This is a genomic window from Pseudomonas sp. HN2-3 (assembly GCF_020691745.1).
GTDB classification, from domain to species: domain Bacteria; phylum Pseudomonadota; class Gammaproteobacteria; order Pseudomonadales; family Pseudomonadaceae; genus Aquipseudomonas; species Aquipseudomonas capeferrum.
In genome coordinates, this window is the sequence record NZ_CP085704.1 from 2,552,010 (window position 1) to 2,570,817 (window position 18,808).

At 63.7% G+C, this 18,808-nt stretch carries 13 protein-coding genes and 1 pseudogene; 8 read left to right on the top strand and 6 right to left on the bottom strand.

Annotated elements, in window-relative coordinates:
* Positions 1-64: 64 nt before the first annotated feature.
* The gene (locus LJX93_RS11680; protein WP_227697214.1) at positions 65-1,993 is read left to right on the top strand and encodes a S8 family serine peptidase; all 1,929 of its coding nucleotides are present in this window, start codon (positions 65-67) and stop codon (positions 1,991-1,993) included.
* On the opposite strand, the gene LJX93_RS27490 is transcribed toward LJX93_RS11680, so the two are convergent.
* Together LJX93_RS27490 and LJX93_RS27495 are read right to left on the bottom strand one after the other, a co-directional pair.
* Positions 1,990-2,745, bottom strand: coding sequence for a methyl-accepting chemotaxis protein (locus tag LJX93_RS27490; RefSeq protein WP_371097434.1), 756 nt, complete (start codon positions 2,743-2,745; stop codon positions 1,990-1,992). The genes LJX93_RS11680 and LJX93_RS27490 overlap by 4 nt on opposite strands.
* 150 nt (positions 2,746-2,895) lie before the next feature.
* A pseudogene (locus tag LJX93_RS27495) lies at positions 2,896-4,134 on the bottom strand (chemotaxis protein); the annotation flags it as partial.
* 188 nt (positions 4,135-4,322) lie between these two features.
* Between LJX93_RS27495 and LJX93_RS11690 the strand changes: the two are divergent.
* The gene (locus LJX93_RS11690) at positions 4,323-5,642 is read left to right on the top strand and encodes a Na+/H+ antiporter family protein (protein ID WP_033700005.1); all 1,320 of its coding nucleotides are present in this window, start codon (positions 4,323-4,325) and stop codon (positions 5,640-5,642) included.
* 4 nt (positions 5,643-5,646) lie between these two features.
* Here LJX93_RS11690 and LJX93_RS11695 read toward each other — a convergent pair whose 3' ends face one another.
* The 3 genes from LJX93_RS11695 to LJX93_RS11705 all read right to left on the bottom strand — a co-directional run bounded on the left by LJX93_RS11695 (position 5,647) and on the right by LJX93_RS11705 (position 10,297).
* Entirely contained in the window at positions 5,647-6,654 is a 1,008-nt protein-coding gene (locus tag LJX93_RS11695; protein ID WP_033697443.1) for a FecR family protein, read from the bottom strand.
* A 170-nt stretch (positions 6,655-6,824) separates the two neighbouring features.
* Positions 6,825-8,594 (bottom strand): acyl-CoA dehydrogenase C-terminal domain-containing protein, encoded by a 1,770-nt coding sequence (locus tag LJX93_RS11700; protein WP_033697444.1) that lies wholly within the window; start codon positions 8,592-8,594, stop codon positions 6,825-6,827.
* 80 nt (positions 8,595-8,674) lie between these two features.
* Positions 8,675-10,297, bottom strand: coding sequence for an acyl-CoA synthetase (locus LJX93_RS11705; protein ID WP_033697445.1), 1,623 nt, complete (start codon positions 10,295-10,297; stop codon positions 8,675-8,677).
* A gap of 196 nt (positions 10,298-10,493) precedes the next feature.
* Between LJX93_RS11705 and LJX93_RS11710 the strand changes: the two genes are divergently transcribed.
* From LJX93_RS11710 to LJX93_RS11735, 6 genes are all read left to right on the top strand, one after another.
* Positions 10,494-11,900, top strand: a complete 1,407-nt coding sequence (locus LJX93_RS11710; protein WP_047583761.1) for a sensor histidine kinase — start codon at positions 10,494-10,496, stop codon at positions 11,898-11,900.
* A gap of 12 nt (positions 11,901-11,912) precedes the next feature.
* Entirely contained in the window at positions 11,913-12,530 is a 618-nt protein-coding gene (locus LJX93_RS11715; protein ID WP_033697449.1) for a response regulator transcription factor, read from the top strand.
* 125 nt (positions 12,531-12,655) lie between these two features.
* The gene (locus LJX93_RS11720; RefSeq protein ID WP_227697215.1) at positions 12,656-13,129 is read left to right on the top strand and encodes a MarR family winged helix-turn-helix transcriptional regulator; all 474 of its coding nucleotides are present in this window, start codon (positions 12,656-12,658) and stop codon (positions 13,127-13,129) included.
* Between the two features lie 30 nt (positions 13,130-13,159).
* Positions 13,160-14,353, top strand: coding sequence for an HlyD family efflux transporter periplasmic adaptor subunit (locus LJX93_RS11725; RefSeq protein WP_033697453.1), 1,194 nt, complete (start codon positions 13,160-13,162; stop codon positions 14,351-14,353).
* A complete protein-coding gene (locus LJX93_RS11730) occupies positions 14,350-15,885 on the top strand; it encodes a DHA2 family efflux MFS transporter permease subunit (RefSeq protein ID WP_033697455.1) in 1,536 nt (511 codons plus the stop codon). Before LJX93_RS11725 ends, LJX93_RS11730 begins: the two co-directional genes overlap by 4 nt.
* A gap of 335 nt (positions 15,886-16,220) precedes the next feature.
* Positions 16,221-16,967: an SDR family oxidoreductase gene (locus LJX93_RS11735; RefSeq protein ID WP_033697456.1), complete on the top strand. Its 747-nt coding sequence runs from the start codon at positions 16,221-16,223 to the stop codon at positions 16,965-16,967.
* A gap of 6 nt (positions 16,968-16,973) precedes the next feature.
* Here LJX93_RS11735 and LJX93_RS11740 read toward each other — a convergent pair whose 3' ends face one another.
* Positions 16,974-18,698, bottom strand: a complete 1,725-nt coding sequence (locus LJX93_RS11740) for an ATP-binding protein (protein WP_081874704.1) — start codon at positions 18,696-18,698, stop codon at positions 16,974-16,976.
* Positions 18,699-18,808: the final 110 nt, after the last annotated feature.

Below are 18,808 nucleotides of genomic sequence, written 5' to 3' on the forward strand. Positions count from 1 at the left end.
AGGTTGCAAGGCTATGCACCTGTGCCCGCGGCCGCTGGGCACGTAGCGCTGACAGGAGTACGCAATGGGTTTCAATCTGGATTTCGTGTATTACCGCAACTTCACGTTCGATGGGAAGTTTCATGTGCGTTGTACAGGGGACGACCTGCACAAGGTCAAGTCCATCCAGTATCTACTTGAGCGCGAGGTCCCCGAAGGTGTGGTTCAGCTGGATGGCGTTAACGTGCTTTCACAGGTTCACAGTGGCACGGTCGCCAATCATGGATGCCCTGCCACCCTCAGTTGCGAGGTGCTGGCAGGTACCTACAGGATCACCCCGCTGGTCACGCTGATCGACAGCGAAGTCATCAAGCAGGACCTGGACGCTGATGCAGACGCTACCTTGCGTGAGGGGCCATTGCTGATCGAGGTCAGTGAAGGTGAACTGACCCGGCGCATTCTTGATACGGTGCCGCTGTCGTCGTCCGGCACCCGGCGAAGGCGGGCCGCGCAGGAGGGCGCAACGCTCCCGCCTCTGCCTGAAGGGCAGCGTTACCCCGCGCTGATTCTGGTGTTCAGTGAAGGGGGGCATGCGCGTTTCATGGCTGATGTGCAAGCTGATGCCAGCTCGTCATTGGCCCATGATTGGCCCGGCCTTCAGCAAATCATTGACCTGCAACCGTTTCTGGAACCTCACGAGCGTGAGGATGAGCACTTGCAGGTACTCGCCAACCACTACTGGGTCGAGCAGCCGCAGGGCATGCCCAACGCAACCTTCAGCGCCCTGGTCCAAAGCCTGAATGGGCTTGAATACGTCGAAGACAGCGCACTGCTCCCCCCGCAACTCGAACCGGGCAATCTGCTGGCCTTCGCTGCTGCCGCTGTCATCGCGACGCTGCTGACTGGCGGTGCCTACGCCGCTGGCACCAATGCCAATGAGCAAGCGCAGCCCACACCCGACTTTGAAGCGCTGCAGCGCTACCTGAACGAGCCAGACAGCAGCGCCAAAGGCTTGAATATCCGCAACGCATGGCAGGCGGGAGTGCAGGGCAGAGGGGTACGCGTGCATTTCTCCGACGGTGGGCTCTATGCCAATCACGAAGACTTGCGTGGTAACCCCAGGCTCAAAGTCATCCCGCCAACAGTCGATTCGGAGCCTGACCACGGCACGGCTTCGGTGGGGGTGTTGCTGGCACATGACAATGGGTTGGGCATGACCGGTATTTGCCATGCCGCGGAGTTGTTCCTGTATGACAACCGTGCCTACGATGCACGTGGGTATTCCCAGACACTGAAAAAGCTGCTGGCTTATGCAAGGGCTGGCGATATCGTTGGCGTCAACCGCCAGACAGCCAATGTGAATGTCCTGGGGACCTTCCTGCCTTCTTTGCATGACAGGACCTGGTGGGATGTCACCCGGTCGCTGACCGAGCGAGGCGTCGTGGTGCTCAATGCGGCGTGCAATGGTACCAGCGTGTCCGATCACAACGCCCGTACCACTCAAGGTTACGGCGTCGACCTGGAGCAGTGGCGTTACTTCGACGACCATGGTGAGGCCGATGCAATTCTGGTGGGCGCCTGCCATTCCTGGGATGGCAAACCGCATCAGTACTCCAATTACAACTACCGCTACCGCATGCTCAATGGCTGGGGGGATAGCGTCGCAACGCTAGGGTATGGGGCACTGCAGGACAAGAACGGGCACGATCGCGACTACACCAGCACCTATGGGGGTACCTCCAGTGCCACGCCGATGGTGACCGGTGCCCTGGCCTTGATCCAGTCGTATGCCATCGAGCAGCACCACCTGTACCTGAACGCCGACCAGATGCACCTGCTGGTGATGCAATCGGGGTATAAGGACGCCACGTTGCCAGACGCAAGCAGGCTACCCATGGGCGCCCGGCCGAATGTGCTGGGCGCCTTGGTGTTGCTCGATCAAATCCTCCAGGCCGGTCGGTTTCCCCTGCCGGACGATGGTTTCTGCGGCGACGAGTGCGCGCCACAGGCCTAGACCCGGAACTGATCCATCAATGCCTGCTGCTGGTTGGCCAGGCTATTGAGCGACTGGCTGACCCGTGCCGATTCGTTGGCCTGCCCTGACAGCGACTCGGTCACATCACGAATGGTCGCGACGTTGCTGTTGATCTCCTCGGCCACTGCGCTTTGCTCTTCGGCGGCCGAGGCGATCTGCAGGTTCATGTCGGTGATCACCGTCACTGCCTGGCCGATGCGCTGCAGCGCGGTGACGGCCTGGCCGACCTGTTCCACGCCACCCTGGGCCTGGCGGTGGCTGTTGTCCATGGCGCCGACCACTTCGCGGGTACCGGCTTGCAGGGCTTCGATCACCTGGCGGGTTTCTTCCACCGATTCCTGGGTGCGTCGGGCCAGGTTGCGCACTTCATCGGCGACTACGGCAAAACCACGGCCTGCCTCGCCGGCGCGGGCAGCTTCGATCGCGGCGTTGAGCGCCAGCAGGTTGGTCTGTTCGGCAATCGAACGGATCACTTCCAGCACCGAACCGATCTTCTCGCTGTTCTGTGCCAGGCCTTCGACTTCGGCCATGGCGTTGTTCATGTCGGCAGCCAGGGCGTCGATGCTGTGGGTGGTGCGGTCGATCACGGCCAGGCCTTCACGGGTGGCCTGGTCGGCTTCACGGGCCGCCTGCGCAGCCTGGGCGGCGCTGCGGGCAACGTCCTGGGCGGTGGCGCTCATCTCGTGCGAGGCAGTCGCCACCTGGTCGACCTGGCGGTACTGCTGCTCCATGCCGGCGCTGGTTTCGCTGGCGATGGCCGAGGACTGGTCGGCGGTGCCTCGGGCGGCCTGTACCGATTGTTTGACCTCGGCAATGATCGGCTGCAGCTTGTCGAGGAAGCGGTTGAACCATCCCGCCAGCTCGCCCAGTTCGTCGTGCTTCTGGTAGGTCAGGCGACGGGTCAGGTCACCTTCGCCGCTGGCGATGTCCTTGAGCATCGCTGCCACACCGAGAATCGGCCGGGTAACACCGCGGGCCATCAACCACACCAGCAGCAGGCCGGCGATCGCAGCGGCCAGGCCCAGGCCCAGCTCCAGCAGGGTGCCGCTGGTGTTCAGTGCGTCCAGTTCCTGCTTCAGCGTTTCGGCAGGCCCGGTCAGCGCGTTTTCCGGTACATCCAGCAGCACGCCCCAGGGCTGAGCGCCGGGGATCGGCTCGAAGGCAGCAAGCACCTTGAGGCGCTGCTGGTCATGCAGGATGCTCAACTTGCCTTCGGCCAGCTTGCGCACCAGTTCGGCACCCTTGGCCGTGTCGACCTGGTCGAAGCGCTGGGCCAGCTTGCCGGCATCGGCGCTGTAGCCGGCCAGCAGGCCCACCGGGCTGAGGATGCCGACGGTGGTGCGGCCTTCATAGAGGCTGCGGCTGGCATTCTGGGTCAAGGCCTGCAGGCTGTTGAGGTTGATGTCGATGGACAGGGTGGCGATCACCTTGCCGTTGACTGCCAGGGGGAAGACGATGCTGGTCATCAGCACCCGCTGGCCATCGATGTCATAGAAGTAGGGCTCCACCACGCAGACCTTGCCAGTGCTGCGCGGGCACACCCACCAGGTGTTGGCGGGCTGGCCGCTGGGGCCGATCTCGGTGTTGGCCATGTCCTGTTCGGGCAGGGCCATGGCCGTCAGTTGGCCGGCACGCGGTTGCGACCAGTACAGCGCGAAACGCCCGGTTTCGTTGCTGCCCAGCTCGGGCTTGGCGGTGAACAGGTTGTCCTTGTTGTCCAGGGCGTTGGGCTCGAACACCAGCGACAAACCGAGCAGGTCAGGGTTGGCCTGCAGCGCGGCACGTACCTGGCGCGTCATGTCCTCGCGCAGGTCGTAGGCATCGAGAAAGCGCTTTTCAGCCTGCTCGCGCAGGAACAGTACCTGGCGGGCGAAGCCGGCGCCGTACTGGTAGGCGTCCATAAACTGACGGCGAATGTTCAAGGCCTGCACTTCACCTTGCGACTCGATGCGCCCCTGGGCCGCCTCGGTGAGCATCTGCATGCTGCTTGCCTTGACCAGGTCTGAACTGTGGTCCATGCGGTACAGCGAGAGGCCGACGAGCAGGGTGACGATACCGGCCAGGCAGAGACCGGCAAGCAGGGTGATCTTCCACTGGATGGAAAGTTGTCGCAAAGGCATGGGGCGAATCCCTTGTAATAGTGCTGGCTGACGACTGTGTCGGCCGTGGCGATTTTTTCTTTATTCAAACGTTCAATTTAAACTCGAAGGGGCTGGGTAATGCGCCGACACGTGGCGCTTTTGACATCTGCCGCCCACTGCTTCAGAGTGCCCGCTTTTTTGTCCGCAGCTACGAGGAAAGCCAAACCATGAATGCAGTGATCGCCGCAGTCGGCATCATGCTGATACTCAGCCTGTCGCGCGTGCACGTGGTCATCGCCCTGATCATCGGCGCGCTGGTCGGTGGCCTGGTCGGCGGGCTGGGCATCGAGGGGACGCTCAAGGCCTTCAACGGCGGCCTGGGCGGGGGGGCCACGGTGGCGTTGTCGTATGCGCTACTGGGTGCCTTTGCGGTAGCCATCGCCAAGTCCGGGCTGGCGCATGCCCTGGCTGACCGTGCCTTGTCCATGATCGATCGCCAGGGGCATGCCAATGGTGGCAAGGTCAAGTGGCTGCTGATCGGCCTGATGCTGGTAGTGGCGGTGTCATCGCAGAACATCCTGCCCATCCACATCGCCTTCATCCCGCTGCTGGTGCCGCCGCTGCTGTATGTGCTGACGCGCTTGCGCATCGACCGCCGGCTGGTCGCCTGCGTGATCACCTTTGGCCTGATCACGCCCTACATGTTCCTGCCGGTGGGTTTTGGCAACATCTTCCTCAACGAAATCCTGCTGGCCAACGTCGCCCGGGCCGGGGTCGATGTGAGTGGCGTCAACGTCACCCATGCCATGGCCATTCCGGCGGCTGGCATGCTCGCCGGCCTGCTGCTGGCGGTGTTGTTCAGTTACCGCAAGAAGCGCGATTACGACCTGGCGCGTATCGAGCAGGTCGAGCAGGTGAGTGTGCAATACAACCCGTTGACCCTGATGGTCGCGGGCCTGGCGATCGCCGCAGCGTTCATTGTTCAGCTGTGGCTGAACTCGATGATCATCGGCGCCATGGTCGGGTTCCTGATCTTCTCGCTGTCTGGCATCGTGCGCTGGAAAGACACCGACGACCTGTTCACCGAAGGCATGAAGATGATGGCCATGATCGGCTTCATCATGATTGCCGCCTCGGGCTTTGCCGATGTGATGAAGGCCACCGGCGAGGTCAACAGCCTGGTCCAGGCGTCAGCGCAGTGGATCGACCACAGCAAGGGCGTCGGCGCTTTGCTGATGCTGCTGGTGGGCCTGCTGGTGACCATGGGCATCGGCTCGTCGTTCTCCACCGTGCCCATCCTGGCGGCGATCTTCGTGCCACTGTGCGTGCAGCTGGGCTTCGACCCACTGGCCACGGTGTGTATTGTCGGCACCGCGGGGGCGTTGGGGGATGCTGGTTCGCCAGCGTCGGACTCGACCCTGGGGCCGACCTCGGGCTTGAATGTGGATGGCCAGCATCACCATATCTGGGACACCGTGGTGCCGACCTTCCTTCATTACAACCTGCCGCTGTTGGCCTTCGGCTGGTTGGCGGCGATGACGCTGTAAGGCGTTAGCCCTTGCCGGGCGGCGGCGAAATGCGGTTGAGGACGGTGCTGCCGTCCTTGCTGCGGGTGAGGTACACCGGCAGTACCTTGGGCAGGTTGTTGACCAGGCGCCCGACTTCACGGGTGTTGTAGATGCCGCTGATGCGGATCCGGCCGGTGCTGGCATCAGCCAGCAGCAGCGGGGCGTCGAGGTAGCGGTTGATCACCGGCAACGCCTGCTCCAGGCTCAGGTTGTCGAGCACCAGCTTGCCACTGCGCCAGGCCAGGGTATTGCCGTAATCGTCGCTCTGCTCCAGTTGTGGCTCGAAATCACCTTTGTGATAGCTGGCCTGCATCCCAGGGCCGAGGCGGTAACCGCCCGCGCTGCCGTCACTGGTGACCAGCACCGAGCCTTCCACCAGCGTGACCTTGACCTGGTCCTGGTACTTCCACACGTTGAACTGGGTGCCGGTGACGCGGGTCTGGCCGCGGCCTGCGCGGACGATGAACGGGTGTGCACTGTCGTGCTGCACCTTGAAAAACGCCTCGCCGCGCTTGAGGGTGACCTGACGTTGGTCTTTGTAGTTGAGGTAGGTCAGCTCGGTGTTGAGGTTGAGTTCCACCGTGCTGCCGTCGCTCAGCTCCACCGTCTGCATCCGGTTGCTGGCTTCAACGTGCTGGTAGTGGTTCGGCAGCCAGCCTTGTTCCCAGCCTAGCCAGCCGGCCAAGGGCAGCACCGCCAGGGCAATGGCCGCGGCCGAGGCCAGCGGGCGCCAGTTGCGTACCCGCGGTGCTTGGCGTGCAGGCGGGTTGAAATCGACCACGGTGGCGTTGCGTGGCAGCAGGTCGGCGGTTTGCCAGATCTCCAGCATCGCGTGGTATTCCTCGGCGTGCCGTGGGTCGGCCGCCAGCCAGCGGGCGAACGCCTCACGCTCGGCCGCAGTGCAATCTTCGGCGTGCAGGCGCATGCACCAATGCGCGGCGGCGTCGGTGATGGCATCGTCTGAGCTGGGATTGAGGCGGTCGTGGTTCATTGCGGCTCCGGGTTTTGCGCATTCTACCCTTGCTAAGGGGTCCCGAGAACCGAGGTAATGGCGAATGACTATCAGTTGTGACGGTTTTTCGTCGGATTTGCAATGGAATTTCAGCGTTTGAGAACCCTTCGCGGGCAATGCCAGGGGGCGCTGCGCACCCCCTGGGCCGATCAGAACTGCGCTTCTGTCATGCCATAAAGGCTGGCGCTGCCCGCCCGGATGCTTGCCTCCAGCCCAAGACTGCGCGGCAGGATGCGCTGAAAGAAGAACGCCGCACAGGCCAGCTTCGCTCCATGGAAAGCGGGGTCTTGTTCATGCTTGGCCTGCGCCACGGCTGCCATGCGCGCCCACATGTAGGCATAGGCGGTTAGGCCGAACAGGTGCAGGTACTCCACGGCCACGCTGCTGACCAGGTTGGCGTCTTCACCGGCCTGGGCCCGCAGCCACGCACTGGTCGCCTCCAGGCGCGCAACGCTGGCCTGTAGAGCTTCGCGATGCAGCGGCGCGGCAACGCTAAACGCGCGCACTTCGGCGGTGAAGCTGGCCAGGGCCTGGCCACCATCGGCCAGTACCTTGCGCCCGAGCAGGTCGAGGGCCTGGATGCCGTTGGTGCCTTCGTAGATCTGCGCGATGCGCACGTCGCGCACACGCTGTTCCTGGCCCCATTCGCGGATGTAGCCATGGCCCCCGTACACCTGCTGGCCGAGCACGCAGCTTTCCAGGCCATTGTCGGTGAAAAAGGCCTTGGCCACCGGCGTGAGCAGCGCCACCAGGCGTTGGGCATGTTCACGCTCGCCTGTGTCTTCGGCATAACGGGCCAGGTCCAGTTGTTGCCCCACGTAGGCCGCGAATGCCCGGCCGCCCTCGGTGAGGGTGCGCATGGTCAGCAGCATACGCCGCACATCGCCATGCTGGATGATCGGGTCGGCCACCTTGCCCCGTGCCTGCGGGCCGCTGGCGGCGCGGCTCTGCAGGCGTTCGCTGGCGTAGCGCGCAGCGCTCTGGTACGACGCTTCGGCGCAGCCGATACCCTGGATGCCGATGGACAACCGCTCGTAGTTCATCATGGTGAACATGGCCGCCAGGCCCTTGTTCGCTTCGCCCACCAGGTAGCCCGTGGCGCCATCGAAGTTCATCACGCAGGTGGCCGAGGCCTTGATGCCCATTTTGTGCTCGACCGAGCCGCAATGCGCGGCGTTGCGCTCACCCAGGCTGCGATCGGCATTGACCTGGTACTTGGGCACCAGGAACAGCGAGATACCTTTGGCGCCAGTGGGGGCATCCGGCAGCTTGGCCAGCACCAGGTGGACGATATTCTCGGTCAGGTCCTGCTCGCCACCGGTGATGAATATCTTGCTGCCCGTGATGCGATAACTGCCATCGGCCTGTGGCTCGGCGCGGGTGCGGATCAACCCCAGGTCGGTGCCGGCCTGGGGCTCGGTCAGGCACATGGTGCCGGCCCAGCGGCCTTCGTAGAGCGGTGGCAGGTAGATGGCCTTGAGCGTCTCGCTGGCGTGGGCATCGATCGCCAGGCAACTGCCGGCGCTCAAGGCGGAATACAGGCTGAAGCTGCAGTCGGCGGCGTAGAGCATCTCTTCAAACAGCACGCCAAGCATCTTCGGCATGCCCATGCCGCCATGCTCGGGGTTGCCCCCCAAGCCGACCCAGCCGCCTTCCCGGTAGATGCGCCAGGCTTCGCGGAAACCGTCCGGGGTGCTCACCCGGCCGGCCTCGAAGTGCACGCCTTGTTCGTCACCGTTGCGGCTGAGCGGGGCGATCAGTTGGCCGGTGACCTTGGCCGCTTCTTCGAGGATGGCATCGGCGGTGTCGGCGTCGATGCGCTCGGCCAGGGCGGGCAGGCGTGCCCACAGGGCAGGGGCGTTGAAAACGTCACGCAGGATAAAGCGCATGTCGCGCAGGGGGGCGATGTAGTCGGTCATCAGCGGCTCGGTAGGTGTAGAAGCAACGGGTGTGGTGCTGGCCTCGGCGGCGGATTGCCGACGACGAGGCCAATGAACGGTCAGAGGGCTTTGGCCCGGTCGCGCAGGAGGTACTTCTGGATCTTGCCGGTGGAGGTCTTCGGCAGTTCGCCGAAGATCACCGTCTTGGGCACCTTGAAGCCGGCCAAGTGCTCCCGGCACCAACTGCTGATGTCGGCTTCGCGGGTGTCTTCCCGGCCAGGCTTGAGGGCAACGAAGGCGCACGGTGTCTCGCCCCATTTCTCGTCGGGGCGTGCCACCACGGCGGCTTCAAGCACCGCCGGGTGCTTGTACAGGGCGTCCTCGACCTCGATGGTAGAGATATTCTCGCCACCGGAGATGATGATGTCCTTGAGCCGATCCTTGATCTCGACATAGCCATCGGCGTGCCACACGGCCAGGTCCCCAGTATGGAACCAGCCACCGCGGAAGGCTTCGGCCGTGGCTTCGGGGTTTTTCAGGTAGCCCTTCATCACTGTGTTGCCACGCATGAAGATCTCGCCCAGGGTGTTACCGTCACGCGGTACCGGCGCGAGGGTTTGCGGGTCGGCGACCATCAGGCCGTCGAGGGTCGGGTAGCGCACGCCCTGGCGCGACTTGATGCGCGCACGTTCCTCGAGCGGCAACCCGTCCCACGCTTCATGCCAGGCGCATACCGTCACTGGCCCGTATACCTCGGTCAGGCCGTAGGTGTGGGTCACCTGAATGCCCATTTCTTCCACTGCACCAATCACCTTGGCCGGTGGCGCGGCACCTGCGACCATCGCCTGCACCGGGTGCTCGATGGCAGCCTTGGCGGCCTCAGGCATGTTGACCAGGGCGTTGAGCACGATGGGTGCGCCGCACAGGTGCGTGACCCGATGTTCGCGGATCAGGGTGAGGATCTTCTGCGGGTCGACCCGGCGCAGGAACACGTGGGTGCCTGCCAGGGCGGTGATGGTCCAGGGGTAGCACCAGCCGTTGCAGTGGAACATCGGCAGGGTCCACAGGTACACCGGGCGGTGGCCCATGGCCCAGGTCATCTGGTTGCCCAGGGCATTGAGGTAAGCGCCGCGATGGTGATAGACCACGCCCTTGGGGTTGCCGGTGGTGCCGGAGGTGTAGTTGAGCGAAATGGCCTGCCATTCGTCATCGGGCCATTCCCAGGCGAAGTCCGGGTCACCCTCGGCCAGCAGGGCCTCGTAATCCAGCTCGCTGACCGCGCGGCCTTCGCCGTACTCCGGGTCATCGACATCGACCACCAGGGGCGGGTGTTCGAGCAAGGCGAGGGCGGCTTCGATGACCGAGTGGAATTCGCGGTCGGTGATCAGCACCTTGGCCTCGCCGTGTTGCAGCATGAAGGCGATGGCTTCGGCGTCCAGGCGAACGTTGAGGGTGTTGAGCACTGCACCGGTCATGGGGATGCCGAAGTGCGCTTCGAGCATGGCCGGGGTGTTTGGCAGCATGACCGCTACCGTGTCGCCACGCCCGACGCCACGGCCGGCCAGTGCGCTGGCCAGGCGCCGGCAGCGTTGGTAGGTTTCCTGCCAGGTGCGGCGGATGGCGCCATGGATGACAGCCGGGTAGTTGCCATACACGGCTGCGGTGCGTTCGATGAAGCTCAGTGGGGTGAGGGCGACGTGGTTGACGGCAGCGGGCATCAGGCCCTGGGCATAGATCGACATGCGGTAATCCTGTAGGGGAGGCAGGCGCAGCCTGTGCGCTTGGCCCCCGGTGGCTGATTGTTAGCTCTGTTCAGGGTGTGGGAAGGCGTACGGTTGGCCGCAATTCCCCTGTCGCAGTTTTACGCGAGTCGCTATGGTAGATGGAATATCGACTATAGCAATATAGTAAAACTACTATAACAACGAGCCTCACATCGTGGACAAGACCCTCTCTCCCTTGCTCGCCAAAGACCCCCAGCCCAGCCTGCTGCTGGCCGCCGATGCCAGGCCGCTGGCCTGCAACCCGGCCTTGCAGGCCTGGGTTGATGAAGGCCCTGCGCTGGCCTGCTGGCTGCCGGCCAACTGCGCCGCACTGGTGCGCGCCTGCCTGCGACAGCACCGGGCAATTGCCGATGTGCAAGTAGAAGTGGGCGAGCGCATCGTGCTGTGGACGTTCATCCCCGACGACCAAGGCCAGCAGGTGCTCGGCCGCTGCCGTGACGCCAGCGCCGAGCGCCAGGGAGCGCGCGAAGCCAGCCGCGCCCGGCGCCTGTACCGCTTGATCATCGAGAACACCACCGACCTGATTTCCCGGCACAGCCCCGATGGCCGTTTTCTTGATGCCTCACCGGCGGCGTTCCGCCTGTTGGGCCTGTGGCCAGAGCAACTGCGAGGCATGGCCGTACGGACCTTGCTGCACCCGCGCGAGCGCCGCCAGGTGCTGGCTCAGGCGGCCGCCGCCCTGGACCAGGACGGTTATCACACCATGACCTGCCGGGTGCGCCAGGCCGCTGGCGGCTACCGCTGGTTCGAGATCGCCAGCCGCGCCATCCGCGAAACCTATACCGGGGCCGTGGTGGAGATCGTCAGTGTCTCGCGTGATATCACCTTGCGCATCGAGGCCCAGGAGAACCTGGCGCACAGTGCCCGGCTCGCCACCCTCGGCGAGTTGGCCTCGGGCATCGCCCACGAGATCAATCAACCGTTGGCGGCGGTGGTCAACTATGCCAATGCCAGTCAGCGTTACCTGCAGGGCCTGGAGCGCGACCCGCAGGCACGCGTGCGGGTCGGGCAGGGGCTGCAACGCATCACTGAGCAGGCGACCCACGCCGCGCAAGTGATCCGCAGGCTACGGGCGTTTCTGCGTAAAGGGCCGCGGCGGCTACAGGCACTGGACATGCTGGATGTCGTCAACGAGGCCATGCGCCTGTGTGCCTGGGAGGCGGCCCGTGACCAGGTCAGCATCGAGCTGCGCGTGAGCGCGCAATTGCCGGCGGTGTATGCCGATCGGGTATTGCTTGAGCAGGTGCTGCTGAACCTGCTGCGCAACGCCATTGATGCCAACCGCGAGCAGCATGGCGAACGCCCGTCACGTATCCTCCTGGCCGCCGTGCGCGAGGGTGATGGGGTGTTGGTGGAGGTGGCCGACCAAGGGCCAGGGGTTGCGGCCGAACGCCTGGAAGACATTTTTACCCCGTTCACCACCAGCAAGGCCGATGGTCTGGGGCTGGGCTTGAGCATGAGCCGCAGCCTTGTCGAAGGGTTTGGCGGCAGTGTGTGGGCACGTGCGGGCGAGCAGGGCGGTTTGGTAGTGTGCTGCCGCCTGGCGGTGAGCAGGGGCTAAGAGGAGGTCAGGGTGCAAGCGAAAGTGTATGTGGTCGACGACGACCAGGGCATGCGTGATTCCACGGTCTGGCTGTTGCAGTCGGTGGGGCTTGAGGCCCTGTCGTTTGCCAGTGGTCAGGCGTTTCTGGACGCGTGCCGGGATGATGGGCCCGCCTGTGTGCTGCTGGATGTGCGGATGCCGGGGCTGGGTGGGCTGGCGGTGCAGCAGCTGATGAGGGAGCGGGGCCTGGACTTACCGGTGATCTTCGTCAGCGGCCATGCCGATGTGCCGATCGTGGTGCGGGCATTCAAGGCCGGTGCCTGCGACTTCATCGAGAAGCCGTACAGTGACCAGTTGCTGCTCGACAGTGTGCAGGAAGCGCTTGAGCGCGCCGGCCGCGCGCGTCAGGGCAACCAGGCGCTGGCCCAGGTGCAGGCGCGCATCGATGGCCTGACACCGCGCGAGCGCGATGTGTTCGTGCCGCTGGCCCAAGGCCTGAGCAACCGCGAGATCGCCGTGCAGTTGGGGGTTAGCGTGAAGACCGTGGACTTGTACCGGGGGCGGGTGATGAAGCGACTGCAGGCCGGCAGCCTGGCCGAGCTGGTGGGCATGGCGATTGCCTGTGGCGCGGTGCCGGCGTTGGCGTAGCAGCGCAACCACATCAGCAAGTCATGAGCGTCAAATCATGAAGTTTTGCATAGCAGCCTAATCAAAGCTTTGACATTCACTGCCTAGGCAGTAACATTTCCACACAATTACCCACGGCAGATCCTATGGCGCATTTTTCTCCCGAGAATTTCCAGACCTGTGCCATTGGCATGCTGTTGGGCCGCGCGGCGATCCTCAAGGACCGCATTCTTGACTGGCACCTTGAATCCGAGGGCGTCACCGCCGCGCAGTTCAAAGTGTTGATCATCGTCACCCAGTACCAGGTCGACACCCCGGCCGAGCTGTGCCGCTACCTGGGCCTGGACAGTGGTTCGATGACCCGCATGCTCGATCGCCTCGAGCAGAAGGGCCTGATCGCACGCAACCGCTGCGCCGACGATCGCCGCCAGGTGCGCCTGGCCCTGACCGACGATGGCCAGCGCCTGGCTGATCGGCTGCCAGAGATCGGTGCGGCGGCGATGAACGAGTTGTGCGGCGTGCTGCAACCAGAAGAACTCAAGACCCTCGAGGGCTTGCTGGCCAAGGTGCTGCTCAGCGCTGGCGACCCTCTGACGATCCGCCGCTTCGGCGATCGTTGATCCCTGTTACGCATTTTCCAAGGTATTGTCATGGCTACTCCCACAGACACCACACCCCCCGCCGACGCGCCCGAGCCGTCGCGCAAACGCAAGGCCTGGCTGCTCGGCCTGCTGCTGCTGTTGATTGTTGGCGGCATCGGCGCCTGGGCCTGGTACTCCCTGGTCGGGCGTTGGCACGAGAGCACCGATGACGCCTACGTCAACGGCAACGTGGTAGAGATCACCCCGCTGGTGACCGGTACCGTCACCAGCATTGGTGCCGATGACGGCGACCTGGTGCATGCCGGCCAGGTGTTGCTGCAGTTCGACCCGGCCGACAGCGAGGTGGCGCTGCAGTCCGCTGAAGCCAAGCTGGCGCGCACGGTGCGCCAGGTGCGTGGCCTGTACAGCAACGTGGATGCGCTCAAGGCCCAGTTGCAGACACGCCAGGCCGAGTTGCAGAAGGCCCAGGACAACTACAACCGGCGCAAGGTGCTGGCCGACAGCGGGGCGATTGCGGCGGAAGAAATCTCCCACGCTCGCGACGACCTGAGCGTCGCTCAGAGCGCCCTCACCAGCGCCCGCCAACAGCTCAATACCAGCACCGCGCTGGTCGATGACACCGTGGTGTCCTCGCACCCCGAAGTCATGGCGGCCGCGGCCGACCTGCGCCAGGCCTACCTGGACAATGCCCGCACCACCTTGGTGGCGCCGGTGACCGGTTATGTCGCCAAGCGCACCGTGCAGCTGGGGCAGCGCCTGCAACCTGGCACCGCGACCATGGCGGTGATCCCCCTGGACCAGGTGTGGATCGATGCCAACTTCAAGGAAACCCAGCTGCGCGACATGCGCATCGGTCAGCCGGTGGAAATCAGCGCCGACCTGTACGGCAGCGAGGTCAAGTACAGCGGCACGGTGGACAGCCTCGGTGCAGGTACGGGCAGCGCCTTCGCGCTGCTGCCGGCGCAAAATGCCACCGGCAACTGGATCAAGATCGTGCAGCGGGTACCGGTGCGTATTCACTTGAGCCCTGATCAGCTCAAGGACCATCCGCTGCGGATCGGCCTGTCCACGGTGGTCGAGGTCGACCTGCACGACCAGAGCGGCCCGACCCTGGCCCAGCAACCCCCGCAACAGGCCAGCTACACCACCCAGGTGTATGACCGCCAGTTGGTCGAAGCCGACCACCTGATTGCCCGGCTGATTCACGACAACAGCGCATCCGGCAAGACGGCGCAGCGATGAGCAACCAGGCCGCCGCCCAGTTCACCCCGCCGAGCCTGTTGCTGACCACCATCGGCCTGTCGTTGGCGACGTTCATGCAGGTGCTCGACACCACCATCGCCAACGTGGCCTTGCCGACCATCTCCGGCAACCTGGGGGTGAGCTACGAGCAGGGCACATGGGTGATCACCTCGTTCGCGGTGAGCAACGCGATCGCCTTGCCGCTGACGGGCTGGCTGAGCCGGCGCTTTGGTGAGGTGAAGCTGTTCATCTGGGCCACGTTACTGTTCGTGCTGGCATCGTTCCTGTGCGGGATCGCCCAGTCGATGCCGGAGCTGGTGGGCTTTCGTGTGCTGCAAGGGGTGGTGGCGGGGCCGTTGTACCCGATGACCCAGACCTTGCTGATTGCCGTGTACCCCCCGGCCAAGCGGGGCATGGCCCTGGCACTGCTGGCGATGGTCACGGTGGTGGCGCCGATTGCCGGGCCGATACTGGGGGGCTGGATCACCGACAGTTACAGCTGGCCATGGATCTTCTTCATCAACGTCCCCATCGGCCTGTTCGCCGCCGCCGTGGTACGCCAACAGATGCGCACGCGGCCGGTTGTGACCAGCCGTCAGCCGATGGACTACATCGGCCTGCTGACGCTGATCGTCGGTGTCGGCGCGTTGCAGGTGGTGCTCGACAAGGGCAATGACCTGGACTGGTTCGAGTCGTCGTTCATCATCATCGGCAGCCTGATTTCGGTGGTGTTCCTGGCGGTGTTCGTGATCTGGGAACTGACCGACCGGCACCCGGTGGTGAACCTGCGGTTGTTCGTGCACCGCAACTTCCGGGTCGGCACCATCGTCTTGGTCGGGGGATATGCGGGGTTCTTCGGTATCAACCTGATCCTGCCGCAGTGGCTGCAGACGCAGATGGGCTATACGGCTACCTGGGCGGGGCTGGCGGTGGCACCCATCGGGCTGTTGCCGGTGATCATGTCGCCCTTTGTCGGCAAGTACGCGCACCGGTTCGACTTGCGCCTGTTGGCAGGGTTGGCGTTTCTGGCCATTGGGACCAGTTGCTTCATGCGTGCCGGGTTTACCAGTGAGGTGGACTTCCAGCATGTGGCGTTGGTGCAGTTGTTCATGGGGATTGGCGTTGCGCTGTTCTTCATGCCGACGTTGAGCATTCTGCTTTCGGACCTGCCGCCGCATCAGATTGCCGATGGCTCGGGGCTGGCGACGTTCCTGCGTACGCTGGGGGGGAGTTTTGCGGCGTCGTTGACGACCTGGATCTGGATTCGCCGGGCTGATCAGCATCATGCCTACTTGAGCGAGAACATCAGCCAGTTTGACCCGGCGACTCGGCATACGCTCGAGCAGCTTGGGGGGGCTAGCCCGCAGAATTATGCGCAGTTGGAGCAGATTCTGAATGCGCAGGCTTACATGATGTCGACGGTGGACTACTTCATGATGATGACGTGGGTGTTTGCTGGGTTGATCTTGCTGGTGTGGTTTGCGCGGCCGCCGTTTACGGCCAAGGCTGGGCCGGCTTCGGCTGGGCATTGATTGGTTGGTCGGTGATATTGGTCGGTGATATTGATCGGTTGGTATTGATATCTGGCAACGTCCATTTGCGAGGGTGACGCTTAGTCACCTTTCCGCTCTTACAGCGGGTCACTTTTTGGCAAACGCCCCAAAAAGTAACCAAAAAGGGCTGCGCTCCATCATACGGCCCCTACGCTGCGCTTCGGGGTCCCCTCGCTCCTGAGTCGCTGAAGATCAAGATCAAGAGCCAGATCAAGAACGCGGGTGATAGCACGCTTTGCAGGGCGACTGTCATTCCCTTGAGTTGGTATTTCCCCTATTGTCCAAGCTCCACTTTCAAACACATTGGCAGACCCATGGAGAATGTCATCGTCATCACTGGCGCCAGTCGAGGTATCGGCGCGGCCACCGCGCTGCTGGCAGCACAGCAGGGTTATCGCATCTGCATCAACTATCACGCCGACAACCAGGCCGCCGAGCATATCCTCAGCCAGGTGCGGGCATTGGGCGCCGAGGCGATTGCCGTGCGCGCCGACGCCAGCGTCGAGGATGAGGTCATCCAGCTGTTTCAGCGCGTCGACCAGGAACTCGGTCCTGTCACTGCGCTGGTCAACAATGCTGGCACCATCGGCCAGCAAAGCCGCGTCGAGGAGATGTCCGAGTTTCGCCTGCTCAAGGTGATGAAGACCAACGTCGTCGGCCCCATGCTCTGCGCCAAACATGCCCTGCTGCGCATGGCACGCCGGCATGGCGGGCAGGGCGGGGCTATCGTCAACGTCTCTTCGGTGGCCGCTCGCCTGGGCTCGCCCAACGAGTATGTCGATTACGCCGCCTCCAAGGGCGCACTGGACACCTTCACCCTTGGCTTGGCCAAGGAAGTGGCGGGGGACGGTGTGCGAGTCAATGGCGTGCGCCCAGGCTACATACACACCGGCTTCCATGCGCTTTCCGGCGACCCCGACCGCGTCGCCAAACTCGAACCCGGTTTGCCCATGGGCCGTGGTGGCCGGCCTGAAGAAGTCGCCGAGGCGATCATCTGGTTGCTCTCGGACAAAGCGTCCTATTCCACCGGCAGCTTCGTCGACCTGGGCGGCGGGCGCTGAGGGCTATCAGCCGTCAAGCAACTGGCCGACCTGCTCGGCCAGCGCTTCAAGGGTGAAGGGCTTGGTCAGCACACGCATGTCCCTATCGAAGTCGCCTTGGCCAAGCGCCGTGCTCTCGTCGTAGCCTGTGACGAACAGCACCTTGAGCCCGGTGTAGCGCAGGCGCAGCCGGTCGGCCAACTGGCGCCCGTTGATGCCACCCGGCAAGCCCACGTCGCTGACCAGCAGGTCGGGTGGCGGCTTATTTTCCAGCCCGGCAATCGCCATGGGGCCATCCTCGTACATCTCCACCTCATGGCCCAGGTCATGCAGCACTTCTGCAATGACCAGGCGCATCGCGCTTACATCCTCGACCACGACGATCCGCTTTGCGGCGCCGCTGCTCGGGCGCGCTGCCGGCGCCAGGGGCTTGAGCGCGGCAGGGGCAAATTGCGCGTGGTACCTCGGCAGGTACAGCAGCACCTGTGTGCCGTGCCCAAGCGTCGATGTGATTTTCAACTGCCCGCCGGATTGCCGCACAAAGCCGTAGGTCATCGACAAGCCCAGGCCTGTGCCGCGGCCCAGTGGTTTTGTAGTGAAGAAAGGGTCCACGGCGCGGCTGAGCGTGTCATCCGCCATGCCGCCACCCGTGTCCTCGACACTCAGGCACAGATAGTCGCCAGGTACCAGTTCCAGCTCGCTGGCGTGGTCAAGCGTGAGCGAGGTATTGCACAGCGCGATACGGACCCGGCCGCCATTGGGCATGGCATCGCGGGCATTGATGCACAGGTTGAGCAGGGCACTCTCAAGCTGAGGAGGGTCGATACGTACCGCCCAGAGGGCGTCTTTGCACTGGTAGTCGATTGCGATGTGGGGGCCGGTGCTGCGGCTGATCAGGTCCAGCATGCCGCTGACCAACTCGGCGACATCCGTAGGGCGAGGTTGCAAGGTTTGCTGCCTGGAGAACGCCAGTAGCCGATGCACAAGCGCAGCTGCCCGTTGCGCAGCACCGTGGGCGCTGTCGAGCAGCGGGCTGATCGTTGCTTTGCGCGGGTCGGCTGCAAGCCTGTCTCTGGCCAGTTCCAGAGCGCCGAGGATGCCGCCGAGCAGGTTGTTGAAGTCGTGCGCGATGCCCCCCGTCAATTGCCCTACGGCTTCGACCTTTTGCGCCTGGCGCAACGCTTCCTCGGCCTTCTGGCTCTGCGCCACGGCCAGTTCCACGCGCTGTTCGAGCTCTGCGTTGAGGTGCTGCAGGGCGCTTTCAGCGCGCTTGCGTGCCGTCACGTCACGAAAGATCACCGCAACCTGATGATTGTGAGCAGGCTCAATACGGATTGCCGCAAGGCCCAGGCAGCGTTCGGTGGCCAGCAGCTCGTGCTCGAAATACAGGGGTTTGCCGGTGCGCTCCACCGTACCGAAATAGTCGAGCCAGACCTCGGCCTCGTTGGGGATCACTTCACGCAGGGTGCGGCCCACCACATCGGGCAGCCCGGCATGGCGGCAGTAAGCGGGGTTGGCCATCAAGTGCACGTAGTCGCTCAATGGCCCCAGAGGGCCGTCGATGAACTGGATGATGCAGAAGCCTTCTTCCATGTTCTCGAACAGGAATCGGTAACCTTCCGCCTCCTGAGTGCGCTCGTGCAACCGCGACAATTCGCTGCTCAACTCGGTATTGCGCCGTTCGAGTTGATCAACCCGTTGGCGTAGAAAATTCAATTCATCGGTAGTGCTCAAGCGAGAGTCACTGGGCATCCTTTGCGCTCCATCGCTATCCAGTGGCCGTTGGTTAATCAGCCAGGTCGAAAGGTTTGGTCAGCACGCTGGAAGCCTCCAGTGGCTGACCGTTGCTGAGTACGGCGCTT

Bases quoted from the DNA above. Each gene is read 5' to 3' on its own strand.
- LJX93_RS11740 (WP_081874704.1), bottom strand. From the start codon at position 18,698: ATGCCCAGTGACTCTCGCTTGAGCACTACCGATGAATTGAATTTTCTA.
- LJX93_RS11695 (WP_033697443.1), bottom strand. From the start codon at position 6,654: ATGAACCACGACCGCCTCAATCCCAGCTCAGACGATGCCATCACCGAC.
- LJX93_RS11700 (WP_033697444.1), bottom strand. From the start codon at position 8,594: ATGACCGACTACATCGCCCCCCTGCGCGACATGCGCTTTATCCTGCGT.
- LJX93_RS11680 (WP_227697214.1), top strand. From the start codon at position 65: ATGGGTTTCAATCTGGATTTCGTGTATTACCGCAACTTCACGTTCGAT.
- LJX93_RS27490 (WP_371097434.1), bottom strand. From the start codon at position 2,745: ATGGAGCAGCAGTACCGCCAGGTCGACCAGGTGGCGACTGCCTCGCAC.
- LJX93_RS11705 (WP_033697445.1), bottom strand. From the start codon at position 10,297: ATGTCGATCTATGCCCAGGGCCTGATGCCCGCTGCCGTCAACCACGTC.
- LJX93_RS11735 (WP_033697456.1), top strand. From the start codon at position 16,221: ATGGAGAATGTCATCGTCATCACTGGCGCCAGTCGAGGTATCGGCGCG.
- LJX93_RS11730 (WP_033697455.1), top strand. From the start codon at position 14,350: ATGAGCAACCAGGCCGCCGCCCAGTTCACCCCGCCGAGCCTGTTGCTG.
- LJX93_RS11690 (WP_033700005.1), top strand. From the start codon at position 4,323: ATGAATGCAGTGATCGCCGCAGTCGGCATCATGCTGATACTCAGCCTG.
- LJX93_RS11725 (WP_033697453.1), top strand. From the start codon at position 13,160: ATGGCTACTCCCACAGACACCACACCCCCCGCCGACGCGCCCGAGCCG.
- LJX93_RS11720 (WP_227697215.1), top strand. From the start codon at position 12,656: ATGGCGCATTTTTCTCCCGAGAATTTCCAGACCTGTGCCATTGGCATG.